This window comes from Mesorhizobium sp. WSM4830 (assembly GCF_055811495.1).
In genome coordinates, this window is record NZ_JBVVQI010000022.1 from 33310 (window position 1) to 49643 (window position 16334).

At 60.8% G+C, this 16334-nt stretch carries 20 protein-coding genes; 14 read left to right on the forward strand and 6 right to left on the reverse strand.

Going from position 1 to position 16334, the window contains the following annotated elements:
- Positions 1–179: 179 nt before the first annotated feature.
- Positions 180–497, forward strand: a complete 318-nt coding sequence (locus AC0L2Y_RS24250; protein WP_292654509.1) for a YMGG-like glycine zipper-containing protein — start codon at positions 180–182, stop codon at positions 495–497.
- Between the two features lie 25 nt (positions 498–522).
- On the opposite strand, the gene AC0L2Y_RS24255 is transcribed toward AC0L2Y_RS24250, so the two are convergent.
- The 3 genes from AC0L2Y_RS24255 to AC0L2Y_RS24265 all read right to left on the reverse strand — a co-directional run bounded on the left by AC0L2Y_RS24255 (position 523) and on the right by AC0L2Y_RS24265 (position 2857).
- The gene (locus AC0L2Y_RS24255; protein WP_473559975.1) at positions 523–690 is read right to left on the reverse strand and encodes a hypothetical protein; all 168 of its coding nucleotides are present in this window, start codon (positions 688–690) and stop codon (positions 523–525) included.
- Positions 691–973: 283 nt separating this feature from the next.
- Positions 974–1213: a hypothetical protein gene (locus AC0L2Y_RS24260; protein WP_473559977.1), complete on the reverse strand. Its 240-nt coding sequence runs from the start codon at positions 1211–1213 to the stop codon at positions 974–976.
- A gap of 462 nt (positions 1214–1675) precedes the next feature.
- Positions 1676–2857: an acyltransferase family protein gene (locus AC0L2Y_RS24265; protein ID WP_473559979.1), complete on the reverse strand. Its 1182-nt coding sequence runs from the start codon at positions 2855–2857 to the stop codon at positions 1676–1678.
- A gap of 137 nt (positions 2858–2994) precedes the next feature.
- On the opposite strand from AC0L2Y_RS24265, the gene AC0L2Y_RS24270 reads away from it, so the two are divergent.
- A complete protein-coding gene (locus tag AC0L2Y_RS24270) occupies positions 2995–3585 on the forward strand; it encodes a HigA family addiction module antitoxin (protein ID WP_473559981.1) in 591 nt (196 codons plus the stop codon).
- Between the two features lie 142 nt (positions 3586–3727).
- On the opposite strand, the gene AC0L2Y_RS24275 is transcribed toward AC0L2Y_RS24270, so the two are convergent.
- Positions 3728–6118 carry a transketolase-like TK C-terminal-containing protein gene (locus tag AC0L2Y_RS24275; protein WP_473559983.1) on the reverse strand — a complete coding sequence of 797 codons (2391 nt, stop codon included), beginning with the start codon at positions 6116–6118 and terminating at the stop codon, positions 3728–3730.
- 129 nt (positions 6119–6247) lie between these two features.
- Between AC0L2Y_RS24275 and AC0L2Y_RS24280 the strand changes: the two genes are divergently transcribed.
- Positions 6248–6721, forward strand: coding sequence for an Lrp/AsnC family transcriptional regulator (locus AC0L2Y_RS24280; RefSeq protein ID WP_473559985.1), 474 nt, complete (start codon positions 6248–6250; stop codon positions 6719–6721).
- A gap of 558 nt (positions 6722–7279) precedes the next feature.
- Here the strand turns inward: AC0L2Y_RS24280 and AC0L2Y_RS24285 are convergent.
- The gene (locus AC0L2Y_RS24285; protein ID WP_473559987.1) at positions 7280–7726 is read right to left on the reverse strand and encodes a pyridoxamine 5'-phosphate oxidase family protein; all 447 of its coding nucleotides are present in this window, start codon (positions 7724–7726) and stop codon (positions 7280–7282) included.
- A 489-nt stretch (positions 7727–8215) separates the two neighbouring features.
- Here AC0L2Y_RS24285 and AC0L2Y_RS24290 point away from each other — a divergent pair, with 489 nt between their 5' ends.
- From AC0L2Y_RS24290 to AC0L2Y_RS24325, 8 genes are all read left to right on the forward strand, one after another.
- Entirely contained in the window at positions 8216–8365 is a 150-nt protein-coding gene (locus AC0L2Y_RS24290) for a hypothetical protein (protein WP_473559989.1), read from the forward strand.
- Positions 8366–8939: 574 nt separating this feature from the next.
- Positions 8940–9482 (forward strand): sigma-70 family RNA polymerase sigma factor, encoded by a 543-nt coding sequence (locus AC0L2Y_RS24295; protein ID WP_473559991.1) that lies wholly within the window; start codon positions 8940–8942, stop codon positions 9480–9482.
- Positions 9479–10312: an anti-sigma factor family protein gene (locus AC0L2Y_RS24300; protein WP_473559993.1), complete on the forward strand. Its 834-nt coding sequence runs from the start codon at positions 9479–9481 to the stop codon at positions 10310–10312. The genes AC0L2Y_RS24295 and AC0L2Y_RS24300 overlap by 4 nt, the downstream gene beginning before the upstream one ends.
- Positions 10313–10693: 381 nt before the next feature.
- Positions 10694–10891 (forward strand): DUF680 domain-containing protein, encoded by a 198-nt coding sequence (locus tag AC0L2Y_RS24305; protein WP_473559995.1) that lies wholly within the window; start codon positions 10694–10696, stop codon positions 10889–10891.
- Positions 10892–11001: 110 nt separating this feature from the next.
- Positions 11002–11223, forward strand: coding sequence for a DUF680 domain-containing protein (locus AC0L2Y_RS24310; protein ID WP_473559997.1), 222 nt, complete (start codon positions 11002–11004; stop codon positions 11221–11223).
- Positions 11224–11303: 80 nt separating this feature from the next.
- Positions 11304–12275: an MBL fold metallo-hydrolase gene (locus AC0L2Y_RS24315; protein WP_473559999.1), complete on the forward strand. Its 972-nt coding sequence runs from the start codon at positions 11304–11306 to the stop codon at positions 12273–12275.
- Positions 12276–12303: 28 nt separating this feature from the next.
- Positions 12304–12783 (forward strand): tetratricopeptide repeat protein, encoded by a 480-nt coding sequence (locus AC0L2Y_RS24320; protein WP_473560001.1) that lies wholly within the window; start codon positions 12304–12306, stop codon positions 12781–12783.
- A 52-nt stretch (positions 12784–12835) separates the two neighbouring features.
- Positions 12836–13336: a DoxX family membrane protein gene (locus AC0L2Y_RS24325; protein WP_473560003.1), complete on the forward strand. Its 501-nt coding sequence runs from the start codon at positions 12836–12838 to the stop codon at positions 13334–13336.
- Positions 13337–13502: 166 nt separating this feature from the next.
- Here AC0L2Y_RS24325 and AC0L2Y_RS24330 read toward each other — a convergent pair whose 3' ends face one another.
- A complete protein-coding gene (locus AC0L2Y_RS24330; RefSeq protein ID WP_473560005.1) occupies positions 13503–13745 on the reverse strand; it encodes a hypothetical protein in 243 nt (80 codons plus the stop codon).
- Positions 13746–14676: 931 nt separating this feature from the next.
- Between AC0L2Y_RS24330 and AC0L2Y_RS24335 the strand changes: the two genes are divergently transcribed.
- The 3 genes from AC0L2Y_RS24335 to AC0L2Y_RS24345 all read left to right on the forward strand — a co-directional run bounded on the left by AC0L2Y_RS24335 (position 14677) and on the right by AC0L2Y_RS24345 (position 16273).
- Positions 14677–14826 (forward strand): hypothetical protein, encoded by a 150-nt coding sequence (locus tag AC0L2Y_RS24335; protein ID WP_473560007.1) that lies wholly within the window; start codon positions 14677–14679, stop codon positions 14824–14826.
- A 113-nt stretch (positions 14827–14939) separates the two neighbouring features.
- Complete coding sequence (locus tag AC0L2Y_RS24340) at positions 14940–15122, forward strand: hypothetical protein (protein ID WP_352464053.1); 183 nt, start codon at positions 14940–14942, stop codon at positions 15120–15122.
- Positions 15123–15340: 218 nt separating this feature from the next.
- Positions 15341–16273, forward strand: coding sequence for a sugar ABC transporter substrate-binding protein (locus AC0L2Y_RS24345; protein WP_473560009.1), 933 nt, complete (start codon positions 15341–15343; stop codon positions 16271–16273).
- The last annotated feature ends 61 nt before the right edge of the window (positions 16274–16334 follow it).

Sequence of the window (16334 nt, forward strand, 5' to 3'; positions counted from 1 at the left end):
ATTTGAGATGAAGCTCTGTGGTCTTGCTCGTTACATTTCTTTCCCAAGCCGAGCCGTCAGACAAAAACAACCATGTCTCATTTCGTGAGGCTCGGTGCCTATGTTCCGCCGCAAATGCGACCGTACTTGGCAAAATCAGCCTGCGTATTAGTTCATAAACTTCAAGGGAGTATCAGACGATGACCATGTCCAGAGCCATTGCCGCCATGTTCGTAACCGCCGCGCTGGCAGGCTGCGCGCAGACCGAAGCACAGCAGAGAACCAGCACCGGTGCGCTGCTCGGCGCCGGCGCCGGTGCGCTTGCCGGCCAGGCGATCGGCGGCAACACCAAGAGCACGGTCATCGGTGCCGGAGCCGGCGCCTTGCTGGGCGCCGTCGTCGGCAACGCCACCACGCCGCAGCCGCGCAGCGAACAGCTTTGCCGCTATCAGGATCGCACCAGCGGCCGCATCTACACCGCCCCTTGCGACGACCGATACTACAACGGCGATTACTGACCGTTTGCGCCTCTCCCGTTCACTATTACGGGGAGAACGCCCAACATGGGGGTGAGGGGCAGTGCAGTTCTGAAATGCTGGCACCGCCCTCACCTGCCTGTCGGCAGATCTCTCTCTGATCGAGGCTGTCGATCGGCGCCTCGTCGAGCACAGCGAGCGCCATGTTGGCGATGTCGGGCGGGATGATGGGCATGGCTCAGGCCTCCGGCTGTGTGGTTGGTCGGGGAAACGGGGCATGGTGCCTCCACGGCAAAAAGCCGCTTCAAGGCGGCTGGGGACTTGTGATTTTGATTGGGCAGAACCTTGCACGTCTCGTGCATGGAGCGGATCACGACGCGAACCGCCCGTCAGGAAATGGCGTGGCAGACGCTGCGTGATCCGACTTTTTCCCATTCGACCAAGTAAGACGGCAATGCTTGGGCTATTGCAGTTTCACGACACCGCCGCGCAACGCGGCGATGTCTTGAGTGAATGTGTCAGCCGATGCGTGCGCTGGTCGAGATCCCTGCTTCGGATGACTTGGCAAAGGCGCTTGCTTTCATCCTTCCGGCACCTCCCGCCATAGCCAAGCCCTTGTCCAGGGCATCCTGAAGAGTTGGTGTGTAGTAGGCGGTGTTTTCGAGGCCGCTGAAGAAGTTTATGCGATGAACTTCCCCCTTCTTGCTCATGACAATGCCCGCTTTTCGGAGCACTTCCTGAACTGTTTTGTACTTCATATTCAAAGTTGCCTCCCTTGCCCAGACAGGCAGCATCGCCCTTTCTTGTAACTGTTTGGTGCCGTCAATTGAGCAAAGGGCAACATGATGTTGTGGCGAATAAGTTAGTATCGATCTGGTACAGCGCAGCGGGTGAACTTGGGATTCGCCAAAGTGGCCGACCTGGCGTCCCGAAGGGGCGGGACGTCGGACGCCCTCCCCTTCGCCCGATCAGGCCTCGGTCGTGTTCAGCGCGAAACTCGACGCCGTGCGGTCCCAGTTGGCCGCCAGCGCTAGCTCGGCGTCGTTGGCGAGTTCGCCGGCCGAACCCAACGATTGGGACGCGGTGTCCCAGCGACGCGATGGTGGCGGCGCTCGCCACCAGGACCGCGCATCCCTTGGCCTACAAGGCCAGCATGATTGACGTCGCCCGCAGCTCCAATGACAGAGCGCTGGAGCAGCTCGAACCCGCCTGGCGGCTGGTCATGGGCCGGGCTTGACCGCCTCGAGCGCCGGGCTCCGGCCAAAACGCTGCACGACCAAACGACCCATCTTCTGGCCGGGCACTTCGATCAGCGTATAGGTGATCCAGGACAGCAGGCAGACCACCGGCAAGACGACGGCAACAACGATCGCAAAGCGCACCGGCGCCGACAATTCGTGGCCGAACTGGGTGATGACCAGAGCCGCCACCGGCTGAAGAACCAGCAGATGGATCAGATAGATGCTGAAGGAAAGCTCACCCATCAAATGAAAGAACCTGTTGGCGAGCGTCATGGCGATCTTTCTGGCCACGATGCCCATCATTCCCGGCAGCATCCGGTAGAGAACCAGGGCAAAGAAACCGACGACGAGCGCTTCGCGCATCAAAAACTTGCCAAGCCCGTAGCCGCCGCCGAAGGGCAGCGCGGCCAGAGCCATGGCGAATGCCAGATGCACGAAAGGCCGCTTCTGCCTTTGATGGACGACGCCCGCAAGCAGCATCCCACACAGGAAAATCTGCATCTTCAGCGGCAGGAACGACGGCATCGGAAAATGAACCGACAATTGTCCCATCAAGAACACGATCGCACTGCCTATCGCCGCGACCAGGATACCGCTCCATATCCAGTCAAGCCTGCGCACCACCAGCATGATCGCCGGAAACACCGCGTAAAACTGCATCTCCAGCCCCAGGCTCCAGTCCGGCAGCGGCGTGCGATAGGCGAAATTCGGCACCAGGCCGAACAGGAACAGCAGATGGGCGCCGATATTCTTCAGGCCGCTGTCGAGATAACGCTCAGGCGCCTGCGGCGACCGCAGCAGGAACTCGTCGATGACCATCCTGGACTGGTAGAGATAGGGGCCAAGCGCCAGGGCAGCGAAGAGCATGACATAGAACAGCGGCGCTATCCTGAAATAGCGGCGGGTCCAGAATTTCAGCCAGGTTTCCGGCCTTTGCCAGGGCTCCTTGTCCTGGCGCAACTGGTAGTGGAACACCATCAGGAAGCCGGACAGCATGATGAACAGATCGACGCCGAGGTCCGGTTCGCCGAGGATAGGAATCTGCCAGCCGGTCAACAGCAGGCAGTGCCCTATCAGCACCCAGATCGCGGCGAGCGCCCGAAGCCCGTCAAGGCACTCGATGCGCGATGCTTCCGTCATGCCGGACTTTTCGATAGCCATGTTGCAATGCAGCATGGCGGCTGAGGGAGGAATGTCAACCGTGCGGAAGGAACACGAATTGCGCTCGGTTGTTACGCAAAATGTGCAAGGCCATGATTTGCATGGACGCACATCTGTATGGTTGACTGCAATCTAAAATGGCGATTAGGCTCGGTTACGACGAGTTAATCCGAGCTGCTCTTGAACGACGTGCCGCGCCAAAGCGTCGATCGGACGTGAGCCGGATGCCGATTGCCCTGCTGAAAGGCAATCGTGCCGGTCAGCATTTGATCCGCATCAATGATCAATTCCCTGCCTGCTTTCGGTGGGTAGCTGGAGCGGCAGAGGATGTAGCAATCACCGACGTCACTAAGGATATCCCGACTGTCGATGCTCTTGGCAAAGAACCAAACCAACCAACCTCTCGCTCACTCCCAGGGAGCTTAACGATGTTGAACCTCGACGCCCCGATCCATCCGGGAGAAATCCTTCGCGAGGAATATCTCGCACCGCTTGGCCTGAAGCCCTATACGCTGGCGAAGAAGCTGCATGTACCGCGCACCCGCATCGAGCGCTTGACGCACGAGGCGACCCCGGTCACTCCGGATACCGCTCTGCGCCTGGCCAAGTTCTTCGGCACCACACCCCAGTTCTGGATGAACATGCAGGCTAGCTATGACCTCGCCGTCCAAGGCCGAGCGAAGCAAGCCGAGATTGCTAAGATCGAACAGCTCGAAGTCGCGGCCTGAACAGTTTTGCGATCGCGGCGCCCGATTGAAGACGAACTGGCCCTGGAGCCCGCATGGCTACGAAGAGCCAGGCGGGCGAGGCCGCATCTTGGGCATACTATTCGCCCTTCCGGTCTGCGACAGCCGTGAACGACATCATCGGTCAATCCAGCGCGCGGAGATAGCGGATGGGGCGCCCACCAGCAATCCGGTCGGCGGCTGTCGCTATGGAATTGGCGTCGATTCCGAAGTGCCGGTAAAGATCACCGATTGTCCCCGACTGGCCAAAGTGCTCGACGCCGAGACTACGCGTGCGATGGCCGCAGACTGAGCCCAGCCAGCCGAGCGCGGCCGGATGGCCGTCGGCGACGGTGACGATCGCACAATGGGCTGGAAGGTCGGCGAACAGCCGTTCGATATGGCTTCTGGCATGAACAAGGCCGCGTTCGCGTGCGCGGCTTGCCGCCGTCCAGCCTGCGTTCAACCGATCGGCCGAAGTCACTGCCAAAAGACCGACGTCGCGACGATCCTCCGCCATCATGCCGACCGCCTCGATGGCTTCCGGCGCGACGGCGCCTGTATAAGCGACGATCACCTCGGCATTCGGACCCGGACGCCGCAGCCAATAGCCGCCGTCGACAATGTCCTGCTCAAGGTCCTGCGTCATGGTACGAATGATCTGCTCAACCGGGCGCGTCGAGAGCCGCAGATAGACCGAGCCGCCGGTCTCGTCACGCAGCCAGGTGCGCTCCGACTGGACGGCGTCGCCGTCGCGCTGCATGTAATCCAGTGCAAAACGCGTGATGATGCTCAACTCATCGACGAATGCCGGCTCGTAAGCCGCAAGCCCGTCCTGCGCCATGCCGATCAACTGGGTGGCGATCGACTGATGCGCGCCACCCTCCGGCGCCAGCGTGACGCCCGACGGGGTGGCAGCTAGCAGAAAGCGCGCATCCTGGTAGCAGGCATAGTTGAGCGCATCGAGACCGCGCTGGATGAACGGATCGTAGAGCGTGCCGATCGGCAACAGCCGTTTGCCGAAGACCGAATGCGACAGCCCGAGGGCCGACAGCAGGATGAACAGATTGTTCTCGGCAATGCCGAGCTCGATGTGCTGGCCGGCGGGGCCGAATTCCCATTTCTGCGCCGTGGCTATGCGTTCGCTGCGGAAGGTGTCGGCAAGCGAGCGACGCGCGAACAGGCCGCGCCGGTTGACCCAGGGTCCGAGATTGGTTGAAACGGTGACATCGGGCGATGTCGTGACGATAGCGTCGGCAAGCGGCCCGCCGGCCCGTGCAATTTCATCCAGTATCCTGCCGAAGCCGACCTGGGTGGAGACGCTGCCCTTGGCTTCCGGGCCGAGGCGATCAGGGACCAGGATGCGTTGGGCGTGCCGGCGGCGTCGGCCTTTCGCCGCAAAAGGTACCGCATCAAGGAAACGTCGGAGGTCAACCTTGCCGATATCCAAGCCTTCGAAGGCATCCCACTCCCGCCCCTCACCGATCGACATCGAGGCGCGAAAGACTGCCATCTGATCCTTGGTCATCAGCCCGGCATGATTGTCTTTGTGGCCGGCCAGCGGCAGGCAGAAACCCTTGATGGTATAGGCGATGAAGCACGTCGGCCGGTCGTTGCCGCGCGCCCTCTCCAAAGCTTCGATCAGGCACTGCAGGTCGTGGCCGCCGAGATTTGTCATCAGCGCAGCAAGTTCGGCATCGGAGCGCCGGTCGAGAAGCGATTTCAGGCCCGGCTTTTCGCCTATATCGGCAAGCAGCCGCTTGCGCCAGGCGCCGCCGCCTTGAAAGGTCAGCGCCGAATAAAGCTGGTTCGGGCAGCCGTCGATCCAGGCCTTCAACGCCTCGCCGCCCGGCTCAGCAAAAGCGGCTTCGAGCAGCTTGCCGTATTTGAGGATGACCACATCCCAGCCGAAATTCCTGAAGATGCTTTCGAAGCGTTCCCAAAGACCTTCGCGCACAACGGCATCGAGGCTCTGGCGATTGTAGTCAACGATCCACCAGCAGTTGCGCAGGCCATGTTTCCAGCCTTCGAGCAGCGCCTCGAAGATGTTGCCTTCGTCCATCTCGGCATCGCCGATCAGCGCCACCATGCGGCCCTCGGGCATGCTTTCGTCGCGAGCGCTGAGATAATCCTGCACAAGGGAGGCAAACAGCGTCTGCGCGACGCCGAGACCTACCGAGCCGGTAGAGAAATCGACGTCGTCGACATCCTTGGTCCGCGATGGATAGCTTTGCGCGCCACCGAAGGCGCGAAACCCTTCGAGCTTTTCCCTCGTCTGATTGCCCAGCAGATACTGGATGGCGTGAAACACCGGCGAGGCGTGCGGCTTCACTGCGATTCGGTCGTCCGGCCTCAGCACCAAGAAATATAGCGCGGTCATGATCGTCACCAGCGAGGCCGAGGACGCCTGGTGTCCGCCAACCTTCAAGCCGTCCGTGTTTTCGCGCAGGTGATTGGCGCTATGGATCATCCATGTCGACAGCCAGAGCACTTTCTTCTCCAACGCCGAAAGTGCCGCCAGTTTTTGTTTGTCCATGCTGCAAGTCTCCCGGTTGCGATCGCCACAATTATAGGCCTGAGCAAAAACCGATTGTCGCTAAACTTGCATGAGATTGGCAGCTGCATTAGCTGGTTTCGGCAATATCGACCGATGGAGTAAAGTTCCATGCCAAAACGCCGACTGGACGATATCGACCGAAAGATCATTGCCGCGCTGCAGGTCGACGGGAGGATGACGGCGCAGCAGCTTGCCGACCGGGTCGGCCTTTCGGCCTCGCCCTGCGCCCGCCGGGTCCGCCTGATGGAGGATATGGGGGTGATCACTGGCTATGCTGCCCTGATCGACCAGGACATGGTCGATCTGCCGATCTCGGTGTTCGCCTCGATCAAGCTTGAGCGCCAGCGCGAGAGCGAGCTGAAGCGGTTCAACGCGGCGATCGCACGCTGGCCGGAGGTGGTCGATTGCTATCTGATGACTGGCCAGCGTGATTATCTGCTGCGTGTGGTGGTGCGCGACCTGCACGCCTATGAGCGCTTCCTGAAGGAAAAGCTGACGCGGCTCGATGGCGTCTCCTCGATCGAGTCCAGCTTCGCGCTTGCGCAGATCAAGCGGTCGAACCGGTTGCCGGTCGAGACATGATTTTTTCGAGCGAAAGGGGAACCGCATCTCGCTTCGGAGCAAGTCGGCAATATGGGTTCGGAACGGCCGATACTGTTTGCGAGGTCGGCCATTTCGCCTGGCTGCAGTTGCACCTTATCCATCATGCTTGCAGCGATCACATGGAGGTCTTCTCTTGAGCCTCAATGCTGTCAAGGGGCTTTTGACGAATCAGCTGCCGGCGCGCGCGGACGGCTCAAGCAACCGACTGGCCACTAAACCTACCCAGCCGATGGCTCGGGAGGCCAGTATGGTCTCTGCAGGCTGATGCGAACGATCGGGAAGTCCCACACTGATCCGGGTCGGATTGTTCTCGCGAGGCTCCGGGGTTCTGGTCGCTTCGCTGTTGCCTCGTCATTGTGCGTCTCGACCCGAGTTCGCGCGATCTTTGGCTTCCCCTTGCCACCGGCACGTTCGCGATCATCGGCGTCGATCGAAATGTCGAGCTGAGAATTCAAAGGCTGAAAACGATCGGGCCGGCGCAACCCACTGTCGGCCAGGTGCTTGCATCCGTGCAACGCGTCATCTGTCCTAAACAGCCTATTCTATTGCCTCCCGGCCCGAAATTTCTTCTACGAGAATCCGGAAGAAAACGTGCGGCGAGCTGTCTGACACGGGAGGTGTGATCGGCCTGAGGGCACCAGGCTCCCACCAGTCCGTGTGCTTGCTCAACACTGCCCACGCGTGACCGCGTTGAAACTCGTGGCCGGTCCGGTCACTCAGTTCTTCAAAGCGGCCCTCGACAATGACGCTTCTCCATCCGCGTCCTTGGCCGTGTTCCTCGACCTGGGCGCACACCAAAGGATTGGCTCTCATCCATTCGATCTTCTTGCCAAGCAAGGAAAACGCATAGAGGTGAGTGTCAGCGTAGGCGTAGTTGAAACAAACGACGTAGGGTTGCCCGTCCTTCGCGCATGCCAAGTGGCCGATACGATTGGCCGCCAGCAACTTCGTACATTCCAATGAAGACAGCGTGCGGATCAGCATCGATGCGATCTCCTGTTTTTCGCCACTGACCCCACAATTTCACACCTTGGCAGCTGCACTTCAATGACGTGGATCAAACTGCGGCCGCGCTCGTTCGGGCAGATCGTCAAGAGCCGGTGCCGAGTAGATGAGAGCCCCAACGGTGGCATCATGGACAGTGATGGTGGCGCGTCCATCACCGATGTGCGCGTATGCTGAGCGAGACAGATGCCCCTTGACTCACGTTAACAGGCGTCGCCGCGACCCCGCTGGCGTGGAAGCCACCATCGCTGCGCAAGTGGCCCCCGGCTCCTCTGCGATGGCTGACTTCGAGGGTGCATGTCGATCTGGACGGCCGCGCGCGCCCGATCGGCGCGTGGCTTCAGGATCCGCACCCTTTTCCGCTGGAGCCGGCATTTGTACTGATGCGTGGTGCCTTTGGTCCTACTGCCGGACTGGGGACCTTCCGTTCCATAGGCGACTCGGCGCCGGATAGCCGGGTCGTCGCCCATGCAGCAAGCAGCATCGCCGAACGCGAAGATGGTGCCCGTTCGCGCCCTTGCGAAAAGCGACTACCTGTTCGGCGCAGCCGAAGAGGCGCGGCTTAGCGCGCTCAGCTTCTGCTCGGTTGGCGACGACGGTTTCCAGGCCGATCCGTAAGTTGCTGCCCTGATCGAACTTCGTCGGTTGCTCCAAGTCGTCGAGCGGATTCTCCGGAAACGCGGACACGGATGAGGACCGGCTGCGGGTGGAATCCTGCGCGAGCGTAGTCCCGGCCCCACATTGCCGTGAAAAGAACAAGACACGAGGGAATAAACCGCGTCCTGCCCTGGTCTTCCATGCATACGCTGCTGATTGACCCCGACGGAGCACCACACTGCAAGCCCCCACACTGACGAGCGCCACCCCGTCGGACGGCGGATGCTGGAAGCCGCTAGAAGGCGACAGGTTTGTCGCCTTAGGTTGGTTGGCTCCGCCCCAGTTCATCGTGAGACCCTGCTCCGGTCGGGGTAGAGAATGCCCGGTATTCGCGGGTGTGGTCCTGATCGTGAATGCGGCAATCCTTGCGCTCCGAACGCTTGCATCGTTGCAGTCCAGAGGGTGATTGACATCGATGAGACATTTGCCTTCACATTCACGGCTGGCGCCCCGGCAAAGTTCTGCCGGATTCATTCGCAAGGAACCACCCTTGCTCCACGAGCACTCAAGGCCGGGCGCATATGAAAGCGCACCCATGCCGAGTAACAATGCGCAGGCCGATCGCTTCGGCGAAGTGGTGATGCCTCATCTCGCCGACGCACTTTCGCTTGCCCGTTGGCTGACCGGCAACGCCACGGACGCCGAGGATGTCGTGCAGGACGCCTGCATGAAGGCGCATGCAAGCATCGCCAGCTATGCCGGCGGCAATGCACGAGCGTGGCTGCTCTCCATCGTTCGTAATTCCTGCTACACATGGCTGGCGCGAAATCGCCCGCGCAGCATCGTGTCCGTGGGTGACCTCCACGATCTCGACGAGATGAGCGCCGCTCACGCGGCGGATGGACCCGAAAGCGAAAGCCCGGAGGCGAGCCTCATCGCCAAGGCCGACATATCGGCCCTCGAATCGGCGATAGCCGCCTTGCCGCATCCCTTTCGCGAGACGCTCGTGCTGAGAGACATCAATGGTCTCTCCTACCGCGATATCGCGGCCATGCTGGACGTGCCAATGGGTACCGTGATGTCACGGCTGGCGCGAGCGCGCGGCCTGCTGATCTCTGAATTTGGGAGGGCGCAATGAGTGCGCACAATGACGGATTGCCCGAGGACGCTGCAGGCATGAACCTGATGCTGCACGCGTTGGTCGATGGCGAGCTTGATGCCGCGGCAGCAATAGCGGTCGAGCGTCGCATGGCCGCCGATCCCAGTCTCGCGGCCGAACATGCCCGCATCGTTGCCTTGCAAGGGCTTGTGAGTTCGCTTCCGAAGCCGAAAGCAAGCGACGCCCTCAGCGCACGCATCGCAGCCATGGCCGACAATGTGCAGGTGCTGCGGCCCAGGGCGGCCCCGGCACAGGCGAAGCCCGCACGAACGGTGTGGTCGGCGCGAAGCTTCGGCTCATTCGACTGGCGTGCCATGGCGGCCTCGATCATGATCAGCGCCGTGCTGGCCAGCGGAGCGACGCAATGGGCGATGCGGAGCGCGCCCGATAGCTTCACCGCCGGCGTGGCCAGCGGCCATCGTCGCAGCCTGCTCGCGACCAGCCCGGTGGATGTCGTCTCGTCGGACCGGCACACGGTAAAGCCTTGGCTCGACGCTAGGCTCGGGCTTTCACCGCCCGCGCCAGACATGGCCAAGGAGGGATTTGCGCTCGTCGGCGGCAGGGTCGAGGTCATCGGCGGCCGCCCGGTGCCGGCATTGGTGTATCGCCATCGTGAGCACTTGATCACACTTGTCGCCGAGCCTCAAAATGGCGGGGCGGTAACCGAGCCGGTCGACCTTTCGGAGGGCGGCTTCTCGCTGGTGCAATGGAGCGACGGCGCGTTCTCCTATTGGGCGATCTCCGACATGGAGCGGCCCGAACTCGACGATTTCGTGGCGCGCTTCCGCGCCGCCGCCGTGACCGGCTGATTTCCGTCTTTCCAGAACACACGTGCAATGCGCCGCCGTGGTAGCCGCAGGTCCTACGCGCCCGAAGCTGACGGGCCCTACCGGCCCAATCATATCGACTTCGGACGCGAGGCGCATGCCCGCAATTGATCTCTCGGCTTGACCTAAACTGCCAGCCGAGTGCGGCGCTCCGGAGCGCGCTCGCCAGCTCATTTCATCCATCCCATCGCCGGCGTGTTCGGGTCGCGCCTGCCAGCATAGTCCACGCCCGCCAGCCGCTGGATTTCTCCCGTCCAAAAATTTCTTGGCAGCTCGGGAATAAAGCGAAGCCCCGCCGGGTCTTGCTGTGTAGCGGGGCCGTTCTCCGCACGTACTTCAATCCCAAAACAAGGAAACCTCGAAATGAACAGAATCACATTCGCTGCAGTCGCGATGCTGCTCGCAACTGGCACTGCATTTGCTGGCAGCGACCATTACGGCTCGAGCAGCGCCAACCAGCCGGCCGCGACTGTCGACCATAGCTATACCGCTTCGATCCAGGCCTCCGACATCGGGCGCCAGAACGGCGTGACCAAGGTGACGACCGGGCGAGCCAGATGACTGTTCAGGACATCATCGCCCAGCACAACCGCGACGGCATCTGGGGCCGCTGATCGCGTCCGTCAATCAACTCCAAAACATCTCAACTCTCGAAATCAGGAATTATCGACGTGAAAAAGATCGCTCTTACCGCTGCCGCCATCCTCGTTGCGACGAGCAGCGCTTTCGCTGACAGCGACCATTATGGCTCGAATAATGCCAACCAGCCGGTGGCCAATGTCGACAAGTCTTACACGGCTTCGATCCAGAAGCCGGCCATGGCTCAGCACAAGCTCGAGCTGACCACGAAGTCTGACGCGGACGAACCCGGGCAGGGCATCTGGGGTAACTGAGGTCGAATCCGCATTCAGGGACGGAGGGCCAGGGGCGCTCCCTCATCCCTGGAAATCACCGTTTCCCACAGGAGATCACCATGTTCAACATGACACGCCGCACACTGCTTGGATCCGCTGCCGCCGCTGCCGCCTTCGGCCTTGCCGGAAAGCTGGAATTCACACGTCCCGCATTCGCCGAAACGCCGGTCGAGCCTGCCGTTGGCTTCTATAAATACAAGGTCGGCGATATCGAGGTCACCGCCATCTACGATGGTATCTGGCGCAAGCCGCACGACCCGGCCTTCATCAAGGATGTCTCCGTCGAGGACACCAAGGCAGCGCTTGCCAAGGCCGGCTTGACCACGGACTTCATGCCCATCCCGCTCACCGTCGTCGTTCTCAAGATGAATGGCAGGCTGATCATGATGGATGCCGGATCGGGCGTTGGCCAATGGCAGACCAATGCCACCCATCTGCCGGCCAACATGGCCGCGGCCGGCATCGACTACACGACGATTGACACCATCATGATCTCGCATTTCCATCCCGATCACGTCTGGGGTCTGATGGAAAAGGGCACCAGCAAGCCGGTCTTCCCAAACGCCGAACTCATCGTCCATACGACGGAATACAATTGGTGGACCGACCCTGCCCGCCTTGCAAAACTGCCGGAAGGCCGCAAGCCGGCCGGCAAGCGCATCGCCGAGAACTTCCCGAAATGGAAGAACTGGAAACTGGTCGAGGATGGGGCCGAAGTCGTGCCCGGCGTCCAGATCATCGCCGCGCCCGGCCATACGCCCGGCCACTCGGTGTATCTGGCGAACTCCGGCAAGGAACAGATCATGATTTCGGCCGACACCATGTATGTGCCGGCGCTGCTGGCGCCGCATCCGGAATGGCAAGGCAGCTACGACCAGGACGGGCCGACGGCGATCGCCACGCGGCACAAGTTGATCGATCGCGTCATTGCCGATGACATACGAATCGCAGGATCGCATTTCCCCTTCCCTGGCACCGGCACCTTCGTCAAGGACGGCAACGCCTATGGCTTCTCCCCGGTGCAGATCTGAACGGGAGCACAAGAAAGCGAGAGAGACAATGAACCACAAAGTTTTCGGGAAACCTGCCCTTTTCGGGCTCTTAGGTGCCCTGACGGTCCTGACCGTCGTGCCCGTCGCCGTCATCGTGCCGGCCTATGCCGTGGACAACATCGAAGGCGACGACGCACCGGACCTCACCGGCATCAAAGCCAAGATCGAGGCCAAGAACTATACGGGCGCGCTGGCCGACCTTCGCGACCTTGCGCAAGACACCCAACAGGCCGACGTCTACAATCTGCTCGGCTTCACGTTGCGCAAGACCGGCGACTACGAGACGGCGCTAACTTACTACAACAAGGCGCTCGAACTGAAGCCGGACCATAAGGCCGCGCGCGAGTACCTCGGCGAGCTGTATGTCGCGACCGGCGATATGGCCAAGGCCAGGGAGCAGCTAGCGTCGCTGACGCAGTTGTGCCCGGCCGGATGTGAGGAGCGCGCGGACCTGCAAAAGGCCATCGACACCAAAGTGACCAAGTAGCCAAGGCAGGCGCCTCGGGGCGCCTGCCATTTCTTTCCGTCTGGAGCCAATCGTGACAACGATACAAATCGCCTCGAAATTACACCTCACGGACTTGACCCTGCTGATTGGTCGGCTGCTGCTGTCACTGCTCTTCGTGCATGAAGGCCTTGAGTTGGCGAGCCACTTCGACAGTGCCGCAAAAGCCATGGCGGCACTCGGCGTCAGCTCGCCGCTTCTAATCGGCACCATAGCGCTTCAGCTAGGAGCTGGGCTTGGCGTTGGCCTGGGCCTCCTGACCCGCCTGTGCTCGGTCTGCCTTGGACTGTTCTGCCTGGCAACGGCCGCCCTATTCCACACCAACTTTGCCAGCCAGAACGAATTGCTGCATTTCGAAAAGGATCTCGCCATAGCCGGCGGCATGTTCGCCCTCGCCATAGCCGGCGCCGGCGCGATCTCGCTTGGCAGCGTGGTGACTAGCTTGGTGAGGCGTCGGCGGCGGGAGAGAGACTATGCCGCGCTCATAGCGGCGGGCCGCCCGTGGTCGGCGGGCGATATCAAGCTTACGTACTAAAATCGGCCAATATCCCGGATCTCATTTCAACCGCCGCCTGGACGGCGGCTACAAACTGATGGCGCACGCCGCTCGTGACTGGCGCGGATCATCTAGCGGGCGATATCGAAGTCGATACCCACGTGATCGTCAGGCATCATGCCGCGCTGGGAGGTTGTTGCTTCGGCTACCAACTCAAAGTGATTGTCTGGGACAGTTCGGCGATGTCGCCATAGATCTTCGAACCTGGGACGAGAAAACATTTGTCACCGAGGACTTCGAAGAGTGAGCTTGACGCGGTGCAAAACGGCAGGTTCTTCGAATTGGCGTACGTGCCCAAGGTCGCGGTTTCGACCTTAAGGTCCTTGGCTTCGGCACAGCCGACACTGATCGCGAGAATAGCGATAGCAAAGAGAATCGTCTTGCTCATATTTTGTGCCTGGATCCAGCTCTTGTCGGGTAAGTGCCGCGATGCACCAAAGTAGCACCGGCCCACGATCGGCTTCATCCATCGATTGGAGGAAGCGGGCTCATCCATAATTAGCAATATCTTGAGGAAGGCGCGGGCGCGCCAGACTCATGGAACGGCGGACGGAAATTTCTATGGTGACGAGCGTGGCGATCACGGCCAGCGTTCGCAAACGGTCACTCAGGACGGCGTAAACGTCTCGACTCCGAGCTATGCTTTCCGCTTTCCATCATTGACCGTACCAAAGCGTCGCGCAGCATAGTGCGTGGAAGCGACTCCGGCGTGCCGCTAGAGCCCGCAACAGACGGCACTCTAAGCTCTACCGCGGCTGAAATGAAAAGTTCCGGTCGGAACTCGTTCAGTTTGGGGTCCCAGTGGCCATCGCTAGACATTTCGAGATTTGCGTTCGAACCGGCTCGCTTCATCGGCATGAGCGGGTTACGGCCTACATCCTCAAAGCAAGACAGCCCGCATTCTCGCCCCCTTCGGTCGGTCGGTGCGCAAACCTGTCATCACTGGTACTGCCGCCTCACCCCAGCTTCGAGCGTGCACCCTGGGCCCATGTGCGCTTCACCATTCTTTCACTTTATTAGCGTACGTTCATATACGGACATGTTGATGTAGCTTGTACGTGCCCAAAGCCCCGGCGCAACGACCCAGCGCTGGGGCTTTTTTGTCCGCCTGGTAATCCGCGTGTTCAATCCGCCGTCGCTCTCGATCCGAGTGCGAGCGAATTACGCCGCAAAGTCTCTGAGGCAAGACGCTGTGGGCGCCACCGCGGTGCGAAGCGCGAGTGCGGAGGAACTTTCTGGCACTCCGCCAATTATTGTGCATGTCCCAAACAGCACACGTCGAACCGCCCCTTCTCTCCCAAGACAGCCCGGATAGGAGCGTGAACTGCGCAGTCGCCCTCGAGGGCGCGTACGCCGCTCTGGTGTCCTCTTGCATCGAGCAAGGCTGGACGGCTGAAGAGGCTGCCACCGCACTTTTCAACCTCGCCAAGGAACACCTCGAACAGCTCAAGGCGACGCCATCGACTTGAGCATAGCTGTGCGTGTTTCGACATTTCGACGTCGCGGCGTCGGATTATTTGCATGCAAACCAGTTTTACGACGCTATCCTCCCATCCTCAACGGAAGATCCTGGGAGGAATGCATGGCTGCGCATGAGCAACATGCCGTTGAAATTGTTAGGGACAAAGAGTGGTCAGTTCGCGTGACGGTCAACGGCACCACCACCACGGTCCCTTTTACATCAGAAAGCTACGCGCGTTCGTTTGCAGATGGTCAGGCCTTCCGGCTGGGCGTTCAGGTCGCGGAGATCAAGAAGGCGGCCTAGCTGCGCGCTTGGCCCCAGGCCGCATGGCGATTAAACCTCGAGTGACCAAAGCCGGTTGAATTAGCCGTTGCGCGGCATAAGAGCTTGTGCCTATAGTTAGTACGTGGCTCGCACGAACAAACAGACCTGACTGTGACGACCTGTAGATGGCGGCCAAGCTGGGCTGCTGCACGGTCTGGAGGTGAGCCGGAGCACTCCGTCAACAGGGGATACGCACAGTGAACCGCTTTCAGAAACTCTCGACCGCAGCTCTCGTCGCAGCATCCTTCACGTCGGCCGCCCTCGCCGCGAATGACAAGCTGACGATCGGCATCGTCACCTTCTCGACCTCCGATGTCGACACAAACCAGATGGTCGACACGATGAGCCAGGAAGCCAAGTCCAAGGGCTGGTCGGTGGAAACGCTCAATGCCAATGGCGATCCTTCGCAGGCGATCACCAGCATCAAGCAGCTGGCAACCAAGAAGGTGGACGCCATCATCGTCACGGTCTTCGATTCGACCGGCCTGGCGGCAGGGCTCCAGGCGGCGGCGGACGCAAAGATCCCGGTGCTTTCGGCCGGCGGCGGCATGGCCGACGGTATCGCGCTTTCTGCAAGTACCGGTGCTGCGCAGCCGCTGATCGACCTGATGCTGAAGGATATCGGCAAGTCCGGAACTGTGCTCGACCTCACCTACCATCCCGGCATTCCGTGCCGCGAACGAGCCGACGCTTTCGATGCGGCGGTCAAGGCAAATCCGGGGCTCAAGGCGACCTCTCACGAGATCAGCATCCCGGGTGCTGCCGAGTCCTCGCAGGCCGCGACCAACGCCTGGCTTGCAGCCAATGCCAACGCCAAGGGGCCGTTCGCCATCTTCAACTGCTATGACGACAACGCTATGGGCGCGATCGCGGCGCTGAAGCAGAACGGCCGCAGCGACGTGAAGGTCTATTCGTTCAACGCCACAGCACCTGCTGTCCAAGCCGTCAAGGACGGGACGATGACCGCCACGCTCGGTGTCGATCTGACTTCGGCAGGCAAAATGCTAGTCGATCAGATTCCCGATATCCTTGCAGCCGGCGACCAGTGGAAGCCCAAATCCTTCGTGCCGGGCTATACGCTCGTCACCAAAGACAACGTCGATAAGTTCATGAAGGACAATCCGCAGTAAGTTCTGCCGATTGAGGTCCGGTCCGGACTTGCCGGGCCGGCCGGAATGCCGTCATGAGAGC